This is a genomic window from Kitasatospora sp. NPDC096140, from assembly GCF_040303045.1.
Lineage (GTDB): Bacteria > Actinomycetota > Actinomycetes > Streptomycetales > Streptomycetaceae > Kitasatospora.
Genome location: NZ_JBEOUW010000008.1, coordinates 236,010 through 255,223 on the forward strand (window position 1 = coordinate 236,010; position 19,214 = coordinate 255,223).

Annotated in this window: 20 protein-coding genes; 6 read left to right on the top strand and 14 right to left on the bottom strand. The window is 75.4% G+C overall.

All coding sequences use genetic code 11. The features are described 5' to 3' along the window. Position 1 precedes the first annotated feature (1 nt). The gene (locus ABT048_RS11040; protein WP_350521045.1) at positions 2–469 is read left to right on the top strand and encodes a (2Fe-2S)-binding protein; all 468 of its coding nucleotides are present in this window, start codon (positions 2–4) and stop codon (positions 467–469) included. A 69-nt stretch (positions 470–538) separates the two neighbouring features. Here the strand turns inward: ABT048_RS11040 and ABT048_RS11045 are convergent, their stop codons facing one another. The 7 genes from ABT048_RS11045 to ABT048_RS11075 all read right to left on the bottom strand — a co-directional run bounded on the left by ABT048_RS11045 (position 539) and on the right by ABT048_RS11075 (position 9,547). Further along, entirely contained in the window at positions 539–1,144 is a 606-nt protein-coding gene (locus ABT048_RS11045; RefSeq protein ID WP_350521046.1) for a TIGR03086 family metal-binding protein, read from the bottom strand. Between the two features lie 201 nt (positions 1,145–1,345). Then, positions 1,346–2,101, bottom strand: a complete 756-nt coding sequence (locus ABT048_RS11050) for an SDR family NAD(P)-dependent oxidoreductase (RefSeq protein ID WP_350521047.1) — start codon at positions 2,099–2,101, stop codon at positions 1,346–1,348. A 152-nt stretch (positions 2,102–2,253) separates the two neighbouring features. Next, the gene (locus ABT048_RS11055; protein ID WP_350521048.1) at positions 2,254–2,928 is read right to left on the bottom strand and encodes a class I SAM-dependent methyltransferase; all 675 of its coding nucleotides are present in this window, start codon (positions 2,926–2,928) and stop codon (positions 2,254–2,256) included. 153 nt (positions 2,929–3,081) lie between these two features. After that, positions 3,082–3,861, bottom strand: coding sequence for a transglycosylase family protein (locus tag ABT048_RS11060; RefSeq protein WP_350521049.1), 780 nt, complete (start codon positions 3,859–3,861; stop codon positions 3,082–3,084). Between the two features lie 556 nt (positions 3,862–4,417). Continuing rightward, entirely contained in the window at positions 4,418–5,086 is a 669-nt protein-coding gene (locus ABT048_RS11065; protein ID WP_350521083.1) for a response regulator transcription factor, read from the bottom strand. Between the two features lie 109 nt (positions 5,087–5,195). After that, positions 5,196–6,866 (bottom strand): sensor histidine kinase, encoded by a 1,671-nt coding sequence (locus ABT048_RS11070; protein WP_350521050.1) that lies wholly within the window; start codon positions 6,864–6,866, stop codon positions 5,196–5,198. A 152-nt stretch (positions 6,867–7,018) separates the two neighbouring features. Then, entirely contained in the window at positions 7,019–9,547 is a 2,529-nt protein-coding gene (locus ABT048_RS11075; protein ID WP_350521051.1) for a SpoIIE family protein phosphatase, read from the bottom strand. A 94-nt stretch (positions 9,548–9,641) separates the two neighbouring features. On the opposite strand from ABT048_RS11075, the gene ABT048_RS11080 reads away from it, so the two are divergent. The 3 genes from ABT048_RS11080 to ABT048_RS11090 all read left to right on the top strand — a co-directional run bounded on the left by ABT048_RS11080 (position 9,642) and on the right by ABT048_RS11090 (position 12,166). Next, positions 9,642–9,971: a DUF4326 domain-containing protein gene (locus ABT048_RS11080; protein ID WP_350521052.1), complete on the top strand. Its 330-nt coding sequence runs from the start codon at positions 9,642–9,644 to the stop codon at positions 9,969–9,971. 429 nt (positions 9,972–10,400) lie between these two features. Beyond that, positions 10,401–11,501 carry an outer membrane protein assembly factor BamB family protein gene (locus tag ABT048_RS11085; RefSeq protein WP_350521053.1) on the top strand — a complete coding sequence of 367 codons (1,101 nt, stop codon included), beginning with the start codon at positions 10,401–10,403 and terminating at the stop codon, positions 11,499–11,501. A gap of 29 nt (positions 11,502–11,530) precedes the next feature. Further along, positions 11,531–12,166, top strand: coding sequence for a nucleoside/nucleotide kinase family protein (locus ABT048_RS11090; RefSeq protein ID WP_350521054.1), 636 nt, complete (start codon positions 11,531–11,533; stop codon positions 12,164–12,166). 64 nt (positions 12,167–12,230) lie between these two features. Here the strand turns inward: ABT048_RS11090 and ABT048_RS11095 are convergent, their stop codons facing one another. From ABT048_RS11095 to ABT048_RS11115, 5 genes are all read right to left on the bottom strand, one after another. Beyond that, positions 12,231–13,064 carry a DNA-formamidopyrimidine glycosylase family protein gene (locus ABT048_RS11095; protein ID WP_350521055.1) on the bottom strand — a complete coding sequence of 278 codons (834 nt, stop codon included), beginning with the start codon at positions 13,062–13,064 and terminating at the stop codon, positions 12,231–12,233. Positions 13,065–13,116: 52 nt separating this feature from the next. Beyond that, positions 13,117–13,569 (bottom strand): universal stress protein, encoded by a 453-nt coding sequence (locus tag ABT048_RS11100; protein WP_350521056.1) that lies wholly within the window; start codon positions 13,567–13,569, stop codon positions 13,117–13,119. A 163-nt stretch (positions 13,570–13,732) separates the two neighbouring features. Next, complete coding sequence (locus tag ABT048_RS11105; protein WP_350521057.1) at positions 13,733–14,776, bottom strand: zinc metalloprotease; 1,044 nt, start codon at positions 14,774–14,776, stop codon at positions 13,733–13,735. A gap of 98 nt (positions 14,777–14,874) precedes the next feature. After that, complete coding sequence (locus ABT048_RS11110) at positions 14,875–15,582, bottom strand: AAA family ATPase (RefSeq protein ID WP_402803038.1); 708 nt, start codon at positions 15,580–15,582, stop codon at positions 14,875–14,877. Positions 15,583–15,782: 200 nt separating this feature from the next. After that, positions 15,783–16,709 carry an LLM class F420-dependent oxidoreductase gene (locus ABT048_RS11115; protein ID WP_350521058.1) on the bottom strand — a complete coding sequence of 309 codons (927 nt, stop codon included), beginning with the start codon at positions 16,707–16,709 and terminating at the stop codon, positions 15,783–15,785. Positions 16,710–16,861: 152 nt separating this feature from the next. On the opposite strand from ABT048_RS11115, the gene ABT048_RS11120 reads away from it, so the two are divergent. Further along, on the top strand, positions 16,862–17,215 hold the full coding sequence (locus ABT048_RS11120; protein ID WP_350521059.1) for a DUF6401 family natural product biosynthesis protein: 354 nt from the start codon (positions 16,862–16,864) through the stop codon (positions 17,213–17,215). Between the two features lie 145 nt (positions 17,216–17,360). Next, positions 17,361–18,125 carry an alpha/beta fold hydrolase gene (locus ABT048_RS11125; RefSeq protein ID WP_350521060.1) on the top strand — a complete coding sequence of 255 codons (765 nt, stop codon included), beginning with the start codon at positions 17,361–17,363 and terminating at the stop codon, positions 18,123–18,125. A gap of 46 nt (positions 18,126–18,171) precedes the next feature. Here the strand turns inward: ABT048_RS11125 and ABT048_RS11130 are convergent, their stop codons facing one another. Further along, the gene (locus tag ABT048_RS11130) at positions 18,172–18,558 is read right to left on the bottom strand and encodes a DUF6221 family protein (protein WP_350521061.1); all 387 of its coding nucleotides are present in this window, start codon (positions 18,556–18,558) and stop codon (positions 18,172–18,174) included. An 84-nt stretch (positions 18,559–18,642) separates the two neighbouring features. After that, positions 18,643–19,065 (bottom strand): hypothetical protein, encoded by a 423-nt coding sequence (locus tag ABT048_RS11135; protein WP_350521062.1) that lies wholly within the window; start codon positions 19,063–19,065, stop codon positions 18,643–18,645. Positions 19,066–19,214: the final 149 nt, after the last annotated feature.

Genomic DNA, 19,214 nt, shown 5'->3' on the forward strand with positions numbered 1-19,214 from the left:
CATGCCCACCCACACCTTCCTCCTCAACGGGCAGCCCGTCACCGTCGAGGCCCCGGACGACATGCCGCTGCTCTGGGTGCTGCGCGACAAGCTCGGCGTCACGGGCCCCAAGTACGGCTGCGGGGTGGGCGTCTGCCGCGCCTGCACCAGCCACCTCGACGGCCAGGAGTTCCAGCCCTGCACCCGGTCCGTCAAGGACTGCGCGGGCCACACCGTCACCACCATCGAGGGCCTCGCCGACGGCGACACCCTGCACCCCGTCCAGGAGGCCTGGCTCGCCTGCGACGTCGCCCAGTGCGGCTTCTGCCAGCCGGGGCAGATCATGGCGGCGGTCGCCCTGCTGCGCCGCACCTCGGATCCGACGGACGCGGACATCGACCGGATCCAGAACGTCTGCCGCTGCGGCACCTACCCGCGGATCCGGGAGGCGATCAAGCAGGCGGCGGCCGCACGGCCGGCCAAGCCGTGACCGTGGTGCGCCCCCGCCCGGTCGCGGGCGGGGGCGTGCGCACCCGTCGGCCGGTCCGCCGCCCCCGCGCTACCCGGTGACCGGCGCCGCCGGATCGCGCCCGAAGAACGCGGCGAGCCGGTCGTACGGCGGCGCGTCCTCGGGCACGGCGACGGCCGGGCCGAAGGCGTGGTGGTCCTCCTCCGTGCCGCGGTACTCGGGCTTGAGCGCGCCCTCGGCCCAGGCCAGCGCGGCCAGCGCCACCTCGTGGTCCAGCCCCTCGGTGGACTGGCCCGAGGACCGCGCCAAGTCCCAGCCGTGGACGGCGAATTCGGCGATCTGCTGGTCCACCGGGAAGCGGGCCGGCAGGGTGCCGAAGCCGGGCACCTCCAGCGTGCCGCCGAGGTCCCCGGCCGCACGCCAGGCATCGACCAGTTCCTCGGCCCCGGCCTCGAAGGCGTGCAGCCAGTCCTCCTCGACCCGCGCGAAGGGCTGCGACCAGTCCGGCTGCCCGCCCTTCGCCCGGACGGTGAACTGCCGCAGGTCGTGGAGCAGATGACTGACCAGGTCGCCGACGTCCCAGGAGCGGCAGGGAGTCGGGTGGCCGGCCAGCTCGACGCCGGTGCCGTCGATCAGCCCGGCGGTCTGCGCGAGGGCCCGGGCGAGCAGTCCGATCGGGTCTTCCGCTGCGGTCATGGCACACCTCTCGGTCGGGGGCACATCGGTCGGGGCACGGGTCGTGCCGGGCGATCGTAAGCGCGTGCGCCGACAACCGCCCGGCACGACACCGCGCCGGGCCCCGCTCCCACCGGGTGCCGGACGCCGGCCGGCGGACCGGCGGCTACCGGACCAGCGGGTCACCGACCACCGGCCACCGGCCACCGGCCACCAGGACCGTCAGGCCCCGACGCCGCCGTCCACCGCCAGCTCCGCACCCGTCACATAACGGCCGTCCTCGCCGACCAGGTAGGCGACGGCCGCCGCGACCTCCGCGCCGGTGCCGAAACGGCCGAGCGCGGTGAGCCCGCGCTGGAACTCCGCCGACGGGCCGTCGGCCGGGTTCATGTCGGTGTCGATCGGGCCCGGGTGCACCAGGTTGGCGGTGATCCCGCGCGGGCCGAGCTCGCGGGCCAGCGCCTTGGTGAGCCCGATCAGCGCGGACTTGCTGGTCGCGTACAGCGTGGCGCCGGGGAAGGCGACCTGCTTGGCCACGCAGCTGCCGATGGTGACGATCCGTCCGCCCTCGCCCAGGTGCGCGGAGGCCGCCTGCGCGAACAGGAAGGGCGCCCGGACGTTCACCTCCAGCACCCGGTCGATGTCGTCCAGCGCCGCCTCGCCGATCGGGCCGACGGCACCGACGCCGGCGTTGTTGACCAGGACGTCCAGCCGTCCGAACCGCTCGACGACCGCCGCCACCACGGCCTGCACCGCCTGCGGATCGGCGCTGTCCGCGCGGACGGCCCAGCCGGTCCGCCCCATCGAGGTGATCTTCGCGGCGACCTCCTCGGCCCGCTCCGCGCCGCCCTGGTAGGTCAGCACCACGTCGGCGCCGTCCTCGGCGAGCCGCAGCGCGACCGCCGCTCCGATCCCCCGGCTGCCACCGGTCACCAGGGCCACCTTGCCGTCGAGCACCGCGGTTCCGTTCATCGTCATATCTCCAGAACTCCTCGTTCCGATCTCGGACATGACTCGATCCTGGTCCGCGGCGCCGCGGACCTCCGGCGGTATTCGGACGTTGCGTTGAACCTTCAACGATGCCACGCCGTGCCCCCTGCCCGCGCCGCGCGCCCCGGCGTGCGCGCCGCCTACCGGTAGTACGAACCGACGGCCGGCTGCCCCGTATAGTTCGGCCCGGCGCCCGGGTCGGCCCCCGCGTAGACGAAGGGCAGTTCGACCGGCCGGCCACCGTCCAGGACGAGCAGGTGCCGCCGCGCCCGGTACCCGAACCCGGCCGCCCGCAGCGCCGCCACCACCGGGCGGGCCGCGCTGCTCCCGTCCGTCCGGCGCACCGACTCGGGGTCGAAGTGGGCGGCGAACCGGCCGTCCGGAGCCAGCCAGGAGGCGGCGCGGGCGATCGCGCCGAGCTGGTCGCCGAGGTAGTGCAGGCCGTGCACACAGGTGATCAGGTCGTACGGCCGGTCCGGCGCCCAGTCCGCGACCGCCGCGGTGACCAGCCGCAGGTGCGGCAGGGCCGCCCCGTCCGGCGGCGGGGCCATCGGGCCGACCAGGTCGACCCCGGTCAGCTCGGCGCCCCCGGGCGGCAGCTGCCGCGCGGCCTCCGCCAGGGCCCGGCCCTCACCGCTGCACAGGTCCAGCCAGCCCGGCACCGCGGCGTCGCGCTCCCGCAGCCAGGCCAGCGGGTCGAAGCCGAGCGTGCGGGCGTAGCTGTTCACCCCGCTGAGCCCGCGCTCGCGGTTCATCGTGCTGTTCGCCACCACAGAGGTGGCGATGAGCTCGTCGTCACTGATCAGTCGGACCATCAGCCGACCCTACCGGCGCCCGAGGAGTCATCAGACGGCCGGGAAACGCGTCGCGCCGAGCGGCCGCCCCGGGCAGGGGGCGGCCGCTCGGCCGAGTGGTGCGGGGCTCCGCCGGAGGCTGGGTCAGGCCTTCCGCCGGATGGTCGGGCCGTGTCAGACGGTCAGGGTCTGGCCCGGGAAGATCAGGTCCGGGTTGCCGCCGATGACGCGCACGTTCTTGCGGTAGAGGCCGTCGGTGTCGACGCCGAACTTGGCGGCGATGTCGCTCAGGGTGTCGCCGCTCCTGACGGTGTAGCTCCCGCTCGCGCTGTTCTTCTCGGTGGACGGCGCGGACTGCGCCGGCTTGGCCGACGGCCGGCCCGCTGCCGGGTCGGCGGCCCTGGGCGCCTGCCGCCCGGCCGCCGCAGCGAACGTGTCGACGGGCTTCGCCGCCCGCGTCGCCGGCTTGGCGGGCGTCTCGGCCGGCTTGGCCGCGGGCTTGGCCGCGGGCTTGGCCGCCGGCTTCGCGGCCGACGGGGTGTCGACGGTGGCCGGGGCGCCGCCCCTGCTCAGGCCCGCCCTCTTCGAGCAGACCGGCCAGGCGCCCGGACCCTGCGAGGCGAGGACCTTCTCGGCGACGGCGATCTGCTGCGCCCTGGTCGCCTGGTTGGCCTGGGGGGCGTACGCGGTGCCGCCGTACGCCCTCCAGGTGCCGGCGGAGAACTGCAGTCCGCCGTGGAACCCGTTACCGGTGTTGATGCTCCAGTTGCCGCCGCTCTCGCACTGGGCGACGGCGTCCCAGACGGAGGCCGGTGCGGCGGAGGCCGAGGTGGCCGTGACGAGGCCGACCACCGGCAGGGCCGCGACGGCGGCTCCCGCGACGACCGCCAGCCGCACGCGGTTGCGCTGGGTGGTGGTCTCGGTGGCAGCGGTGGTCTCGTGACGGGGATTCATGCGGATCCTCTCGACAAGCCCCGGGCGGGCAGGCGGAACCAGGCCCGGGACATGGGCCGGTGGTGTCCGCTCACCTCACTCGACGGGCGGCCGGGCACGCGTCGGACGTGCCGTGCCGCCCCGGTCACCTCCGCTCGCCGACGGGGCCTGGACGAGCCGGCCTGCTCGGCGGGCACCGCCCTGGCGCCGTGGGTCAGTCGGCGGGCGGTGCGTCGGGGTGAACCCGGGTGGCGCTCGTTGCGCCGCCAATGAAGCTAGGGGCATCCCCGGGGCTCAGCAAGCAATTCTTGGACGTCGCAGGTCAGTTGACTGTTACCGGCGGTATCGATCAAGAAACGGTGACCGGTTCGACCGGGTTTGACCGCATTTACAAGATCTAACGATCAACTCCCGTGCCCTCACTCACATCTGTCCGTTCATCAGAGACGGCACACCATCAACTCATCGCAACGACGTACTGACGGACCGTCACCACGGCATCCGGAGTTCCCTGCTCCGAGCGGCCGTCGAGTGGCGTCCGCCACACTCACTACTTGACGTGAGCACACGAACGCGCTCAGTTCCGTCCGTCGAGCTCCGCGTCACGCGCCAGCAGCGCCGCCTGGACCCGGTTCTCGCACCCCAGCTTGGCCAGGATCCGGCTCACGTAGGTCTTCACCGTCGCCTCGCTCATGTGGATCCGGGCCCCCGCGTCGGCGTTCGACAGGCCCTCCCCGAGCAGCGCCAGCACCTCCAGCTCGCGCCCGGTGAGCACCTCCAGCCGGCGCCGGGCCGCGGCGCTGCGGGCGGCCAGCGAGCCGCTGCGCCCGGCCGCCAGCGAGTCGACGATGTGCCGGGTGGCCGCCGGGGACAGGAAGGCGTTGCCGCCCGCCGCCGCCCGGACGGCCTGGATCAGCTCGTTCGGCGCGGTGTCCTTGAGCAGGAAGCCGGCGCCTCCCTCGGTCACGGCGCGCAGGACGTTCTCGCGCTCCCCGAAGGTGGTGAGGATCAGCGCCCGCGCGCCGGGGGCGATCCTCGCCAGCTCCCCGAGCGCCGTCAGCCCGTCCATCACCGGCATCTGGATGTCCAGCAGCACCACGTCCACCCGGTGCGACCGCGCGAGCTCCAGCGCCTCCCGCCCGTCGGCGGCCTCGGCGACCACCTCGATGTCGTCGGCGGAGCCGAGGATCATCCTGATCCCGGCCCGGATCAGCGGCTCGTCGTCGGCGACGAGGACTCGGATCACGCTGGTCATTCCCCTCGGATCGAACAGTGCTTCGGCTGCGGCACCATCCTCACATCTCCGCCGACCGGCCCGGACCACCCCTCGGGAGGGGTCGGTCCGGCCCGCGCGATCAGCTCTTGGCGACGTAGTCCTGCTTGTCCACCAGCACGCCGTCCTTGAAGCAGAACCGCGCCACGTGATCCTCGTCCCAGGCCTCGCCGGCCGAGCCGGCCAGCAGGAACCACCGGCACTGCGCGCCCTCCGGCGGGGTCGGACCGCTCTTCCGGTAGTCGTCGGTGAAGAAGCCGTTGCCGGACGGCAGCTCGTGCAGCACCGCGGCCTCGGCCGTGCCGACCTCGATCCGGTCGTACACCGGCCGGCGGACCGTCGCGTCGTGGTTGCCGTCGATCAGGGCCACGATGCCCCAGACCACCAGGCCCAGCAGGACCAGCCCGACCGCCGCCACGCCGACCGCGCAGCCCATCGCCGGGCTCCGCCGCTTGCCGGCCACCTCGTCGGCCGACGGCAGGCCCTCGAACATCCAGTCGTCCGCGCCGGCATCGGCGGCGGCGCCCTCCTGGCCGCCCTCCGCCCCCTCGTACGGCAGCACGGCGGCCAGCCGGAAGCCCTGCTCGGGCGTCGGCCCGGCGTGCACCATGCCGCCGACCAACCGGGCGCGCTCCCGCAGGCCGGTCAGGCCCTGGCCGCCGCTCACGGCCTGGCCCGCTCCGGCGCGCACGCCCACCAGCTCCGGCGCGCGCGTGTTGGTCACCTCCACCACCAGGGCGTCCGGCTCGTACCGGAGCGCGACGCCGATCGGCGCGCCGGGGGCGTGCTTGTGCGCGTTGGTGAGCGCCTCCTGCACGATCCGGTACGCCGCGTGGTCGACCGCGGCCGGCAGCGGGCGCCGCTCGCCCTCCCGGATGAGCGACACCTCCGCCCCGGCCGCCCGGGAGGACTCCAGCAGCCCGTCGATGCCGTCCACCCCGCCCCGGGCGGCGGCCGCGGCCGCCGTCCCCACCGGGGGCGGCGCCGCCGTCGACTCGTCGTGCAGCACGCCGACCACCTCGCGCAGCTCGCGCATCGCCGCCACCGCCGCCTGCCGCAGCACGCCGACGGCCTCCCGCTGCCGGTCGGTGAGGGCGCGGTCCACTTCCAGCGCACCCGAGTGCACCGATATCAGCGCCAGCTGGTGGCCCAGGCTGTCGTGCATGTCCTGGGCGATCCGGTGCCGCTCGCGCAGCCGCGCCTGGTGCACCAGCATGGCCCGCTCGCGCACCAGCTGGTCGTTGCGCTCGCGCAGCGCGTCCAGCAGCGCGCGCCGCTGCGCGCGGTAGCGACCGTAGAGCGCGGGCAGCACGGCGAGCACCAGGTAGCCGCCCAGCGACAGCCCGAGGACCAGCTTGGGCGAGGCCGTGGAGGCGTCCGTCAGCACGCCGGTCACGGTGAACAGCGCCCAGCCCGCGACGAAGGCGGTGACCAGCGACCAGACCCGCTGGATCCTCGCCCCGGCCGCCCAACCCGCGCAGACCAGCAGCAGCGCCGGCCCGGCCGACCACCCGGCGGCGGCCGAGGCGGCCAGCAGCACGGTGGTCGGCAGCCCGCGCCGCAGCACCCACAGCACCGCGACGCCCAGGCCGAAGGGCACCGCCAGGCCGGTGCCGGTGGCGGCCTCCAGCAGCGCGGCCAGACCGCCCATCAGCAGGGCGAGCAGGGCCTGCCCCACCACCCGCCGGGGCCGCCAGGGCCCCGGCAGTGCCGTCCGTACCGCCTTCTTCCAGGCCCGTGCGATCGCATTCACCCGTCGAGGCTAACCGGCCGGTCGGGACGCCCGCCGTCCTCCTTCGTCGCCACCGGCACCGACGAAAGTCTGAGGCCGACGACGTCGGCAACAGCGACCGCAACAACGACGTCGGCAACCACCGGCAACAGCGACCGCAACGACGCGGTGGCTCAGCCGAAGGCCGTCAGCAACAGCGCCACGTCGTCCACCCGTCGGGTCGAGCCGACCTCCTCCAGCAGCCGCTCGGCCGCCTCCTCCAGCCCCTCCCCCTCCGGGCCGCGGGCCAGCGCGGCCCGGAGCCGGTCCACGCCCTGGTCGATCGCCACCGCCGGGTCCTCCACCAGCCCGTCCGTGTACAGGGCGAGCACCGCGCCCGGGCGCAGCCGCAGCTCGCCGACGGGGTACTCGGCCCCTTCGTCCACCCCCAGCAGCGGCCCGCCCGCCATGTACAGCGCCTCGGCCCGCCCGTCCGGGTGCCGCAGCACCGGCGGCATGTGGCCGGCCCGGGCGATCCGGGCGGTGCCGTCGGCCGGGGTGAGCCGGACCAGGCAGCAGCTGGCGAGCAGTCCGGGGTCGAGGTCGAGCAGCAGCCGGTTGGTGTGGGCGAGCACCTGGTCGGGCGGGTCGCCGCCGGTCGCGAAGGCGCGGACGGCGCTGCGCAGCTGGCCCATCGTGGCGGCGGCGCCGACGCTGTGGCCCTCGACGTCGCCGATCACCAGGGTGACGTCCCCGTCGGTCACGATCGCGTCGTACCAGTCGCCGCCGATCTCCATCCCCTGGGTGCCGGGCAGGTAGCGGGCGGTGATCCGGATGCCGGGCACCTCGGGCAGCCGGTGCGGCAGCAGTGCCTGCTGCAGGCCGCGGGCCACCGTGAACTCCGCGTCGTACAGCCGGGCGCGCTCCAGCGCCTGGGCGATGAAGCCGCCGAGCGCGGTGAGCAGGCCGCGCTCCTCGACGGTGAACGGGCGGGGGTGGTCGAAGCCGAGGATGCAGCTGCCGACCGGGCGGCCGGAGGCGATCAGCGGCAGGAAGGCCCAGGCGCCCATCTCGTCGAGGGCGAGGCCGGGGTAGGCGGTGGCGAGTTCGCGCACCGACTCGAAGAAGATCGGGGTGCCGGTGCTGAGCGCCTCCGCACCGGGGACGCGGGCGTCGGTCGGGGTGCCCTCGAAGCCGTCCAGGAAGCCGTCCGGGTAGCCGGTCTGCGAGACGAGCTGCAGCCGCTGGTCGCGCACCGTGTAGATGGCGAGCTCCTGGCCGCCGAAGGCCGGCAGGATCTCCTCGGCCACCGCCCGGCACACGTCGCGCACGGTGACCGCCTCGGTGAGCGCGCTGGCCAGCTGGAGCAGGTGGTGGGTGCCGCCGACACCGGTGCGGGTGACGGGCGGCGGCGTGGCCGGCGGTTCGGCGGCGCCCGGCGGGGGCTCGGCGGCGACCACCCGGCCGGTGACGCCGTGCGCGTCGGGGTAGAGCGAGAAGGCGAGCCAGCCGTCCGGCGGGCGGGCGGCCAGGAAGGCGGTGGGGCGCTGGGAGAGCAGGGCGGCGCGGTAGCGGTTCTCGTAGAAGGGGTCGGCGAGCCAGGGCAGCGCGTCCCAGGGGTGCCGGCCGACCAGGTCCTCACGGCGGGCCCGCAGCAGCGGTTCGGTGGCGTGGTTGGCGTAGCTGATCCGGCCGTCCAGGTCGAGCGAGAAGACGCCCTCGCGCAGCCGCTCGACGGCGGCCGCGGCGGCGGTCAGGCCGCTGACGTCGAGCACCGCGCCCACCAGGTGGGTCCGCCCGTCGGAGATCGCCGCGGGCACCCGGGCCCACAGCTCCACGGGGTACGGCAGGCCGTCCGGCCCGAGCACCCGGACCCGGGCGGACAGCACCTCGCCCTGCTTCAGCGCGGTGCGGGCGGCGGCCCGGAACTCCGGCAGGTCGCCGGGGGCGATGCGGCGGTTCAGGGCGGTCACGGTGCCGTCGAACTCGCCCGGCCCGAAGCCGAAGATCTCGCGGAAGTGCTCGTCGGCGGAGAGCGCCCCGGTGGCCACGTTCCAGTCGAACAGCCCGACCCGGGTGGTCGGCAGCGACGGCGACGGCAGCTCGACCACCGCCGTCTCCCCGCCCGGCTCCACCGACTGCCCGGCCTCCTCCAACTCGGCCAGCCCGTCGCCCAGTTCGGCCGCGGCGGCAGCGAGCTGCGGGCCCGACGACTCCGGCACCCCGTCGTCCGAGGCGGGCCACAGCACGCTCAGCACCCCGAACCGCTCGCGGTCGTGCTCCACCGCCACGCAGGCGGACGCGAAGTCGTACGGCAGGCCGACCGCGAGCTGCGGGAAGCGCCGCATGGTGTCCTCGCCGTCGGAGAGCACGATCGCGTGCCCCGTCCGGAAGCAGACCGCGACCGGCAGCGGCCCGGCCGCCGCGACCCGCCGGAACGGGCTCATCACCGACAGCGGCACCCCGGCGACCGTCCGCAGCACCAGCGACCTGCGGTCCCGTGACCGCAGGTGCACCATCGCGCCGTACGCCCCGGTGGAGCGGAGCACCCGGCGCACGGCGTGCGCGATCAGCTCGTCCCGCCGGTACTCGGCCGGCCGGCCCTCCCGGGGCCCGGCACGCGGGCCGCCCCGGCGCGCCTCCGCGTCGGCCCCGGGCTCCCGCGGCCGGTCCGACCCCGGGCGCGCCCCAGGGGCCCCACCGGTCGCGTGCGGATGGTGCATGCTCTTTTGCTACGCCGGGCCCGGAACCGTGTCAAGGCGGGGCCGCCCCGGGCCCGAGCTGCCCGGCCACCCCGCTTGCAGCAGCATGGACGACATGCCCCGCACGAGCCGCACCACCGTGGTCAACCTCAAGGGCCACCGCGACGACCCCGACTACCGGGACGTCGTCTACGTCGGCCGCGCCGCGCACCGCGGCGGCTGGCACCTCGCCGAGTCCCCGCTGCACTGCCCGTACCACCCGGGCCCGGACCTCACCCGCGAGGAGATGGTCGTCAAGTACCGCGACTACCTGCTCGCCCGCCCCGACCTCCTCGCCCTCGTCCCGCCCCTGCGCGGCCACCGCCTCGCCTGCTGGTGCGCACCCCTCCCCTGCCACGCCGACGTCCTCGCCGACCTCGCGGACCACCCCCCGGAGCAGCACTGACGCCCTCCCCGGGTCAGGGTCGGCCCGGGGAAGAGGTCGGGTGCGATCGTCCCGGCCGTCACGGCGCACCTCCCCCGGGCCGCCGGGCGGGCGGGCACGGCGTGCCGCAGCCGGATCGGGGCCTCACGGGTCTCGGATCGTTCGGGGGCTGTTCGATATCCTCCGGGCGGGTGGCGGCGCAGGACCGCCGGGTGGGGAAGCGAGAGCGTTATGCAGTCGCCGTCGTCCGAAGGGGCCTCCGAGCGCGGGGCATCGTGGCAGTGGGACGGGGAGGAGCGCGGCGACGGCGAGGCGTCCGAAGACGTGATCGGCGGGGGCCGGGACGGGTCTCGGCCGAGCCGGCGCCGGCTGCTGATCGGTGCCGGGGTGCTCGCGGCCGGCGGGGCCGTTTGGGCGTTCGGCCGTTCGGGTGCCGACGGTGCGCTCCCCGTGCCGGTGCCGACCGGGCCGCCCACCGCCGTCTCCGGGCCGACTCCCGCCTGGACGTACCGCGGCGCCGACGCGATGACCCCGGAGCGGCTCACCGACCCGCCGAACCGTCCGGTCTACCTCTCCCGGAAGGGCCTGCAGGTCCTCGACCCCGCCCGGGGCACCGCCGCCCGGCTGCTGGTCCTCGACCCGCCGCAGACCCGGGACTGGCCCAGCGACCTCGACATGCTCGGCAAGGTCGTGTTCGGGCCCGACCACCTCTTCACCACCACGTACCGGGGCCACCTGGAGGCCCGCCACTTCACCGACCCGGCCGGCGACTGGAGCCTGCCGCTGCCCGACGACCTGCAGGGTCAGGTCCGGCTCACCGGCTACGACCGCGGCATCGTCTACGGCTGTTCCTGGGGCCGCCCCCGGCCCGACGGCACCGCGCCGGACAACCGCCTCTTCGCGCTGCGGGTCACCGACCGCTCCGTCCTGTGGTCCGTCCCCACCGCGTCCGAGGAGCAGCCGGTCACCCCCGCCACCGGCATCGGCAGCCTGCTGCTGGCCTGCGTCCGCTTCGTCGGCGGCCGCGCCGAGCTGGTGGCCCGGGACGCCGCCACCGGCCGCGAGCTGTGGACCGCCCCCGGCGACGAGGACCTGCGCTGGTGCGCCACCGGCTCGCAGGACGTCTACGTCCCGGACGGCAACGGCGGCGTGCGCATGCTGCACCCCACCGGCGCCCCGGGCTGGACCTACTCCCCCGGACGGGGCGATTCCTGGCGGGTGCTGCCGCCCGTCCCGGACGGCCCCCGGGTGTACGTCGCACGCGACCACGGCACCGTCACCGGCCACGACGCGACCACCGGTGAAGTGCTCTGGACCTGCCCGCTGCCGTTCCTGCTGGACCGCCGCAGCCGTCCGCTGGTCGTCGGCGGCACGCTGTTCGTCCCGGGCACCTCGGTCGGCGGGGTCAGCGCGATCAACACCGCGACCGGCGAGCTGAGGTGGACCTTCCGCGACTCCGGCCCGGGCAAGGACGCCTGGACGGTCGCCGCCGACGGCAACCGCCTCTACGCGGGCCACGACGACGTCCTGCACGCCCTCCCGCTCGCCTGAACGGCCCCACGAGACGGCAGGATGGCCCGATGCAGGTACGCCCGATCTCCCCCGACAACCTGGCCGAGCTGCTCGCCGACCGCATCACCGCCCTGCCCGACGCCGACGGGCGCCGGCTGCGGGTGGCCGTCGACGGTGCCGCGGCCGCCCGCCCCGAGGCGCTCGCCGACGCCCTGGTGGAGCCGCTGCGGCTGCGCGGCCGCCCCACGCTGCGGGTGTCGGCGGCGGACTTCCTGCGCCCGGCCTCGATCCGGCTGGAGTACGGCCACCAGGACGCGGACGCCTTCCACGACCTCTGGCTGGACGACGGCGCCCTGCTGCGCGAAGTCCTCGACCCGTTGGAGCCCGGCGGCAGCGGGCGCATCCTGCCCTCGCTGCGCGATCCCGTCACCGACCGCTCCACCCGCGCCCCGTACACCCTGCTCCCGCCCGGGGGCGTGCTGGTGCTGGACGGTCAGCTCCTCCTCGGCCGCTGGCTGCCGCTGGACCTGACCGTCCACCTCGCCCTCACCCCGGCCGCCCTGGCCCGCCGCACGCCCGACGACCGCCGGTGGACCCTCCCCGCCTTCGCCCGCTACGACGCCGAGACCGCGCCCACCGAGCTCGCCGACATCACCGTCCGGATGGACGACCCCCGCCACCCCGCCCTGGTCGAGCAGTCCTGAGCCGGCCGCGGGGGCGGGACGCGGGCCGGCGGGACTGCGGGCCGGCGGGACTGCGGGCCGGGGCTCAGCGCCCCGGCGCCCTTCCCCGGCCGGACCGGGCGCCGACCGGGGCGGGGCCGCGCTGGCAGTACGGGCACCAGTACACCGCCCGGTCCCGCGGGGGCGCGCCCTGACGCCCGCTCACCACGGGGGTGACGCAGCGCGGGCAGGGCCGTCCGGCCCGGCCGTAGACCCAGTGCTGGTAGCCGGGCCTGGTGTCGCCGGTGGTGATGTGGCCGGGGCGCAGCTTGTTGGCCTCCAGCATCTGCCGGGCGCGCTCCACCAGCCGGTCGGGGTGCGGGAGTTCGCCGACCTCGGTCCACGGCGTCACGCCGGCCACGAAGCACAGCTCGTTGGCGTAGACGTTGCCGATCCCGGCCAGGTTGCGCTGGTCGAGCAGGGCCTCGATGACCGGGCGGCTCGGGCGGGCGAGGAGCCGGCGGACGGCCTCGACCGGGTCCCAGTCGGGGCCGAGCAGGTCCGGGCCGAGGTGGCCGACGATCCGCCGTTCGTCGGTGGTGCGCAGCAGCTCGACGACGGGCAGCCGGTAGCCGACGGCGGTGCCCCGTTCGGTGCCGAGGACGGCGCGGATCTGCCAGTCGGGGCCACCGCTCCACTGTTCGCCGGGGCGGTAGACCTCCCAGCGGCCCTCCATCCGCAGGTGGGTGTGCAGGGTCAGGCCGCCTTCGAGGCGGGTGAGCAGGTGCTTGCCGCGCGGGGCGACCTCCAGCACCCGGCGGCCGGCGAGGTCGGCGGTGGCGTGGGCGGGCACCCGCAGGTCGGCGCTGGTCAGCAGTTGTCCGGCGAGGGCCTCGCGGAGCCGGGCCGCCTCGCGGTAGACGGAGTCACCTTCTGGCATGCCTCCATTCTGGTCCGCGCGGCGGCCCGGTGGGTCGCCGTCCCCCGTCGCACTACTCCGATGCGGCGTGCCGCTCGCGGACGACGACGACCGGGCACGGCGCGTGCTCGGTGAGATGGCGGCTGACCGAGCCGAGCAGCACGCCGGAGAACCCGCCGAGGCCGCGGCTGCCGACGACGAGCAGCGCCGCGCCCGCGGCGGCTTCCAGCAGGGCCCGGGCGGCGTTGCCGGGCATCACGCGCTCGCTGATCTGCACGGCCGGGGCGGTGCCGACGACCCTGGTGACGGTCTCGGAGAGGGTCTTGCCGGCGAGTTCCTCGGGGTTGACGACATCGAGGTTCGGCACGCCCTGCCCGGCCCAGCCGTAGAAGGCGGGGTACTCCCAGGCCGCGATCGCGTCGATCGTCCCGCCGACGGCCTCGGCGTAGTCGACCGCCCACTGCAGCGCCTGCTCCGAGGCGGGCGACCCGTCGACGCCGACGACGATCCGGGGAATGGCACGCATGGCCTTGCTCCTTCGGTTGCTCCTGACCGGTCCCGACCGTACGAACATAGATCAAATCGGACATACGGCCGATATGCGCCACACCGACAGCGGCGTGGCGCATTCGAATCCTGTGCCGGCGGCCACCAAGCTGCGGCTCGGTGCAGCTACGGCTTAGGCTGGTTCAACTGCGGTACGCAGCCCATGAGTTCGCCATCCGCTGGACCTGCCCGGGGGTGAACTGGCTCATGCAGGAGTCGTAGGCGTAGTCCATGTAGTTGTGGATCGGGTCGAGCCCCGCGGTGGGGCAGGTGTCGCGGCCCTCGGGGCAGCCGAAGGTGGCGCTGCGCTCGGCCGGGGTGTCGTCCACGTAGTCGCCCGGGGTCAGGCAGCCGCCCTGGAAGGTGTGGAGGAGGCCGAGCCAGTGGCCGATCTCGTGCGTGGCGGTGTTGCCCTCGTCGTAGTGGGTGGCGCCGCCGCCGGGCAGTGAGGCGTCGAGCACGACCACGCCGTCGTCGGTCGGGTTCGTCCGGTACGTGTCGGGGAAGGTCGACCAGCCGAGCAGGGACTGGCCGAGCCGGGCGGTGTAGAGGTTGAGGGTGCCCTGGCCGCCCTTGCGCAGGGCCGTCTTCATCGCGCGCTCGGCGGTCGAACCGGGCGTCATGCCGGTGTACCAGGAGGCGTTGTCGGTGCGGTCGGTGCCGGCCAGCTCGAAGTGGAACGGGGTGGGGGTGTTGCCCGCGCCCTGGCCGCCGTAGGTGGCGTTGAGGTGGTCGATCTGGGCGGCGACGGCGCCGTCGTCCAGCTTCCCGGCGTTACCGGCGTGGATCACGTGGACGTAGACCGGCACGGTGGTCGGGGCGCCGATCTGGGTGCGGACGGTGCCGAGGGCGGCGAGCCGGTCGTCGAGGTCGGCCTGCATCGCCCGGGCCCGGGCGGTGCTGACGGCGTTCGGGTCCTTCCCCGTCTGGCTGCCCGCCGGCTTCCGCGCGGCCACCCCGTCGCCCACGCCGTCGCGCGTGCCGTCGCCCGCGTCCGCGCGGGCGGCGTCCGCCTGGGCGGCGCCGTCGCAGGCGGTCGTCGGGGCGACGGCAACCGCGCGCTGCGGTGCCGGTGCCGGTGCCGGTGCCGGTGCCGCGAACTGGCTCAGCCCGGCGGCGGTGACCAGTGCGGCGGCGCAGGGGAACAGGCGGGGGGCACGCGAGCGCACCCGGACAGTACGGCGCATCTGCGCTCCTGACGGGGGGAGTCGACGGGGTCTCGGCCGCGCCCGGGCGCGCTCCGGCCGGACCCACCGGCGCGAGGCCCGGCGCGGACTCGCCGAGACTACGACGCCGTGAAGTCGATCTCCCGCAGGGCGCGCGCGGCGGTCCGGTCGAGTACCACGGCCGACGCACACCCGGCCGGCAGCCGGCCGGCCCCGAGGATCCGCCGCCGAAGCCGCTCGACACCGGAGCGGTGCCGGGCGAAGGCGTAGCGCGAGACACCGCGCCCGCGGCGCAGCTGCCCGTCCAGCGCCTCGGTCGGGTCGACGTCGAGCAGCAGCAGGTGCACCCGGCGGCCCTGGCGGGCGGCGGTGCGGGCGAGCCAGGCCCGCACCCAGGGCAGCGTGCCGCAGTCGTGCACCGCGAGCGCCCCGCCGCCCAGGACGGCGCGGCGCAGCCGGCGGTAGTGCGCGAGCCGGGCGAGCGGGCGGTAGAGGGCATACGGGAGACGGCCGGGCAGTCGGGCCGCGTACTCCTCGCGGACCAGCTGGGAGTCGACCAGCGGGGCCCGGACGCAGCGGCGCATCAGGGTGCTCTTGCCGCTGCCGGGCAGGCCAGTCACGACCAGCAGGTCCCCGACGGGGTAGCGCAGGGCGGCCGGACCGCGTCCGCGCAGTTCGTGCAGGGCGGGCGGGTCGTGCGACGGGGGCAGGACGACGCGTTCCCCGGCGGTGCGCGGTGGCGGCAGCTCCGGTGCCGCCACCCGCACCGTTCTCGTCCCGCTCACCGGATCTCCCCCCGCCGTTCCCTCCTCAGGAGCATGGCGCATTCCCAAGAGCGAGTAAAGGGCGGAGGTCGGAGCGGGTACGGACGGCCCTTGCCGGGCCCGGCCCGGCGACCGGAGCGGTGACAGGACCGGGCCCGTTTCCGGACCTTTCCGACACCGACGGGCGCCGGCCGGAGCCGTCCGCACCCGGCCGGACCGGACTGCTCCCGCGAGGGGCAGCCGGAGCCGGCCGGCCGCGATCGTCAGCCGAGCTGCGGGGCGACCCGGGAGGCGATCAGCTCCAGGTGGTCGAGGTCGTCCAGGTCGAGGATCTGCAGGTAGACGCGCTCGCTGCCGACGGCCGCGTACCGGCCGATCCGCTCCACCACCTCGTCCGGAGTGCCGGCCAGGCCGTTGGCCTTCAGCTCGTCGACCTCGCGGCCGATGGCGGCGGCGCGGCGGGCCACCTCGGCGTCGTCCCGGCCGACGCAGGCGACCAGCGCGTTGGAGTAGACCAGGTCGTCGGCCGAGCGCCCGGCGCCCTCGACGGCCGCGCGGACCCGGCCGAACTGGGCGGCGGAGTCGTCCACCGAGGCGAACGGCAGGTTGAACTCGTCGGCGAAGCGGGCGGCCAGCGCCGGGGTGCGCTTCGGGCCGAGGCCGCCGACCAGCACCGGGATCCGGTCCTGGGCGGGCTTGGGGAGCGCGGGCGAGTCGGTCAGCGTGTAGTACTCGCCGGCGAAGTCGAAGGTGTCGCCGAGCTTGGTGTTCCACAGCCCGGTGATGATCGCCAGCTGCTCCTCCAGCCGCCCGAACTTCTCCTTCGGGAACGGGATGCCGTACGCGCTGTGCTCGGCCTCGTACCAGCCGGCGCCGAGGCCGAACTCGACCCGGCCGCCGCTCATCGCGTCGACCTGGGCCACCTGGATCGCGGTGACGCCCGGCAGCCGGAAGGTGGCGGCCGTCATCAGGGTGCCGAGGCGGATGGTGCGGGTGTCGCGGGCGAGGCCGGCCAGGGTGATCCAGGCGTCGGTGGGGCCGGGCAGGCCGTCGACGTCGCCCATCTTCAGGTAGTGGTCGGAGCGGAAGAAGGCGCTGAAGGCGCCGAGGTCCTCGGCGGTGCGGGCCACCTTCAGGAGGGTGTCGTAGCTCGCGCCCTGCTGGGGTTCGGTGAAGATACGAAGATCCATGCGGACCATTCTGGTACAGACCACACGGTCGTGAGCGCAGGGAATCGGCCGAACCACGGAACGTACCGGCCCTCCGCACGGGTGGCCAAGGTCTCAGCACGGAACCGTCACGGCCGTCCGCGCCCGCTCCCGGCCTCGCCTACCGTGGACGGATGTTCGCGACCCCCGACGAGTACTCCCGGCGTTCCCCCGACGAGCCGGCCGGCTGCCCGCTGCCCGGCATCGTGACGGCCTTCACGCCGCGGCTGGCCGAGTTCGCCTTCGAACCCGGGTTCGTCGCGGCGGTCGACCAGCACGCCTCGATGCTGCGCGAGCTGCTGTACGCGCAGGGGTCGGAACTCGCACCCCGGCCGCTGGACCGTGCGGAACTCTCGGACTACGCGCTGGGCTTCCTGGACGCGCTCAGCGAGATCGGCTGGCGGGAGCCGGTCGGCTGCGACTACGCCGTGCTGCGGCTCACCGCGATCTGCTGGCTGGTGCGGGAGCAGGGCCTCCTGGAGGCCTGAGGCCCCGCCCGGTCCGGCGCCCCTGGCACGGAGCCCTCCGGTCTCCGGGACGGTCCCCTCGGGTGACGGGTCCCGCGGTCCGCACGCGTACAGTGGCGGTCCGGGGGACGGGCGACGGGGGCGGGACGGACGGGACGGTGCGGCAGTGAGCGGTACGGCGGCGGACAGCGCGGTGGGGCACCGGGCGCTGCACTGGCGGATCCGCCCGGAACGGGCCCGGGCCGCGGTCCTGGTGCTGCACGGCGGCGAGGAGCACAACCTCGCCCGGCCCGGCCGGATCAACCTCCCGCTGCTGCGGATGCACGGCTTCCTGCGCGCGCTGGCCAGGGCCACGGCGGACGCCGACGTGGCCGTCGCCACCGTCCGCTACCGGCACCGCGGCTGGAACGGCGAACGCGCCGACGCCGCCCGGGACGCGCGCACCGCGCTCGACGAACTGTCCGCACTGCTGGGCCCCGTCCCCACCGTCCTGATCGGCCACTCGATGGGCGGACGCGCCGCACTGCAGGCCGGCGGCCACCCGTCCGTCACCGGACTGGTCGCCCTCGCCCCGTGGTGCCCCGCCGAGGACCCGTGCGAACAGCTGGCCGGCCGGAACGTGCTGATGCTGCACGGCGACCGCGACACCGTCACCCTGCCCGCCGACACGCGCGCCTTCGCCGCCCGCAGCCGCGCGGCCGGCGCCCGCGTCTGCGGCTACACCGTCACCGGCAGCGGCCACGCCATGCTCCAGCGCATCCCCGACTGGCACCGCGCCGCCACCGGCCTCGCCACCGCCCTCCTCGGCCTCCACCCCCTCCCCGCCGAGACCGCCTCCGCCCTCGCCCTCCCGCCCACCTCCGCGGAGGCCCTCACCCTCCCCCTCCCGCGCCAACCCCGCCGCACCCCGCCCCTCCCGGCCAACCCCTGACCGGGCGCCGGGCCCTGAGGGCTGTCCCGTCACCGCCCGACGACGATCACGGGCGCCACTCCTCGCGGTAGTCCGCGTGATCGGCGTACACGGATGCGAGCAGGAGGACGGCGGTGCGCAGCCCGTCGCGGAAGGCCGCCGGTGCGTTGTCGTCCCCCGGCGGGCGGTCATGGGCATCGACGACGGCCCGCTTGGCATCGACCTCCGCCATGACACGCGCCGGGTCGAAACGTGCGATGTGATCGGCGGGACCGAGGAAGACATCCGCGATCTCGGCGCCCGTGTCCAGGACGACGACCGTTCTTTCGGCCCTCCAATGTCCGCTGCTCGTCATGGCGTCGCGGGCAGAGTCCCAGTCGTCCTGCAGGCGCGCCCTGAGGAAGGCCACCACGTCCGGGGCCGACGTGTCGGCGGTGTCGTCGTCGCGGGTCATGGAGAGATCCTCCCGGTCCGCCCCCGGCTGCGTCCAGAGGGCCGCCGGCGCCCGGGGCGTCCGTGGTCGCTTCCCCCGGAACCCTCAGGACACCTCCCAGAGGGCGGTGGCGAAGACTGCCGTGACCCAGGTCCAGAGGACGGAGAGGGCGAGGTGGGCGATGGTGCGGAAGGGGTTGCCGCGCCACAACGCCGGGGAGAAGAAGGCGAACTCGAAGAGCCAGCGCAGGCCCCAGAAGAGGGTCTGACCGGCCAGCAGCGCGGTGCCGAGGCGGGTGCCGGCGAGCAGGTCGGGCGCCAGGCAGAGCGGGAGCAGGCCCAGGAGGGCGCAGACCATGCCGATGAAGAAGAGATGGGCGTAGGAGACCTGACGGGTGAGCAGGGTGGTGCCGCTCAGGTCCGCGGGCCAGCCGATGACGCGGGGCAGCACGGCGTGGACCAGGCCGACGGCGAGGAGGGCGGCGCCGACCAGACGCAGCTGGGCTTCGAGGGTGAGGAGTTCGGTCATGGTGCGGGCTTTCGGCAGCGGAGACGGTGCCCGGGCCGGCGATCCGCCGTCCGGCGGCGGAGTCAGGACGAGGCGGCGCAGGACGGACGGCGAGAGGCAGGGCGGGGAGGAAGCGCGGGACGTCCGGCGCGCCCTCATGATGGCGCACG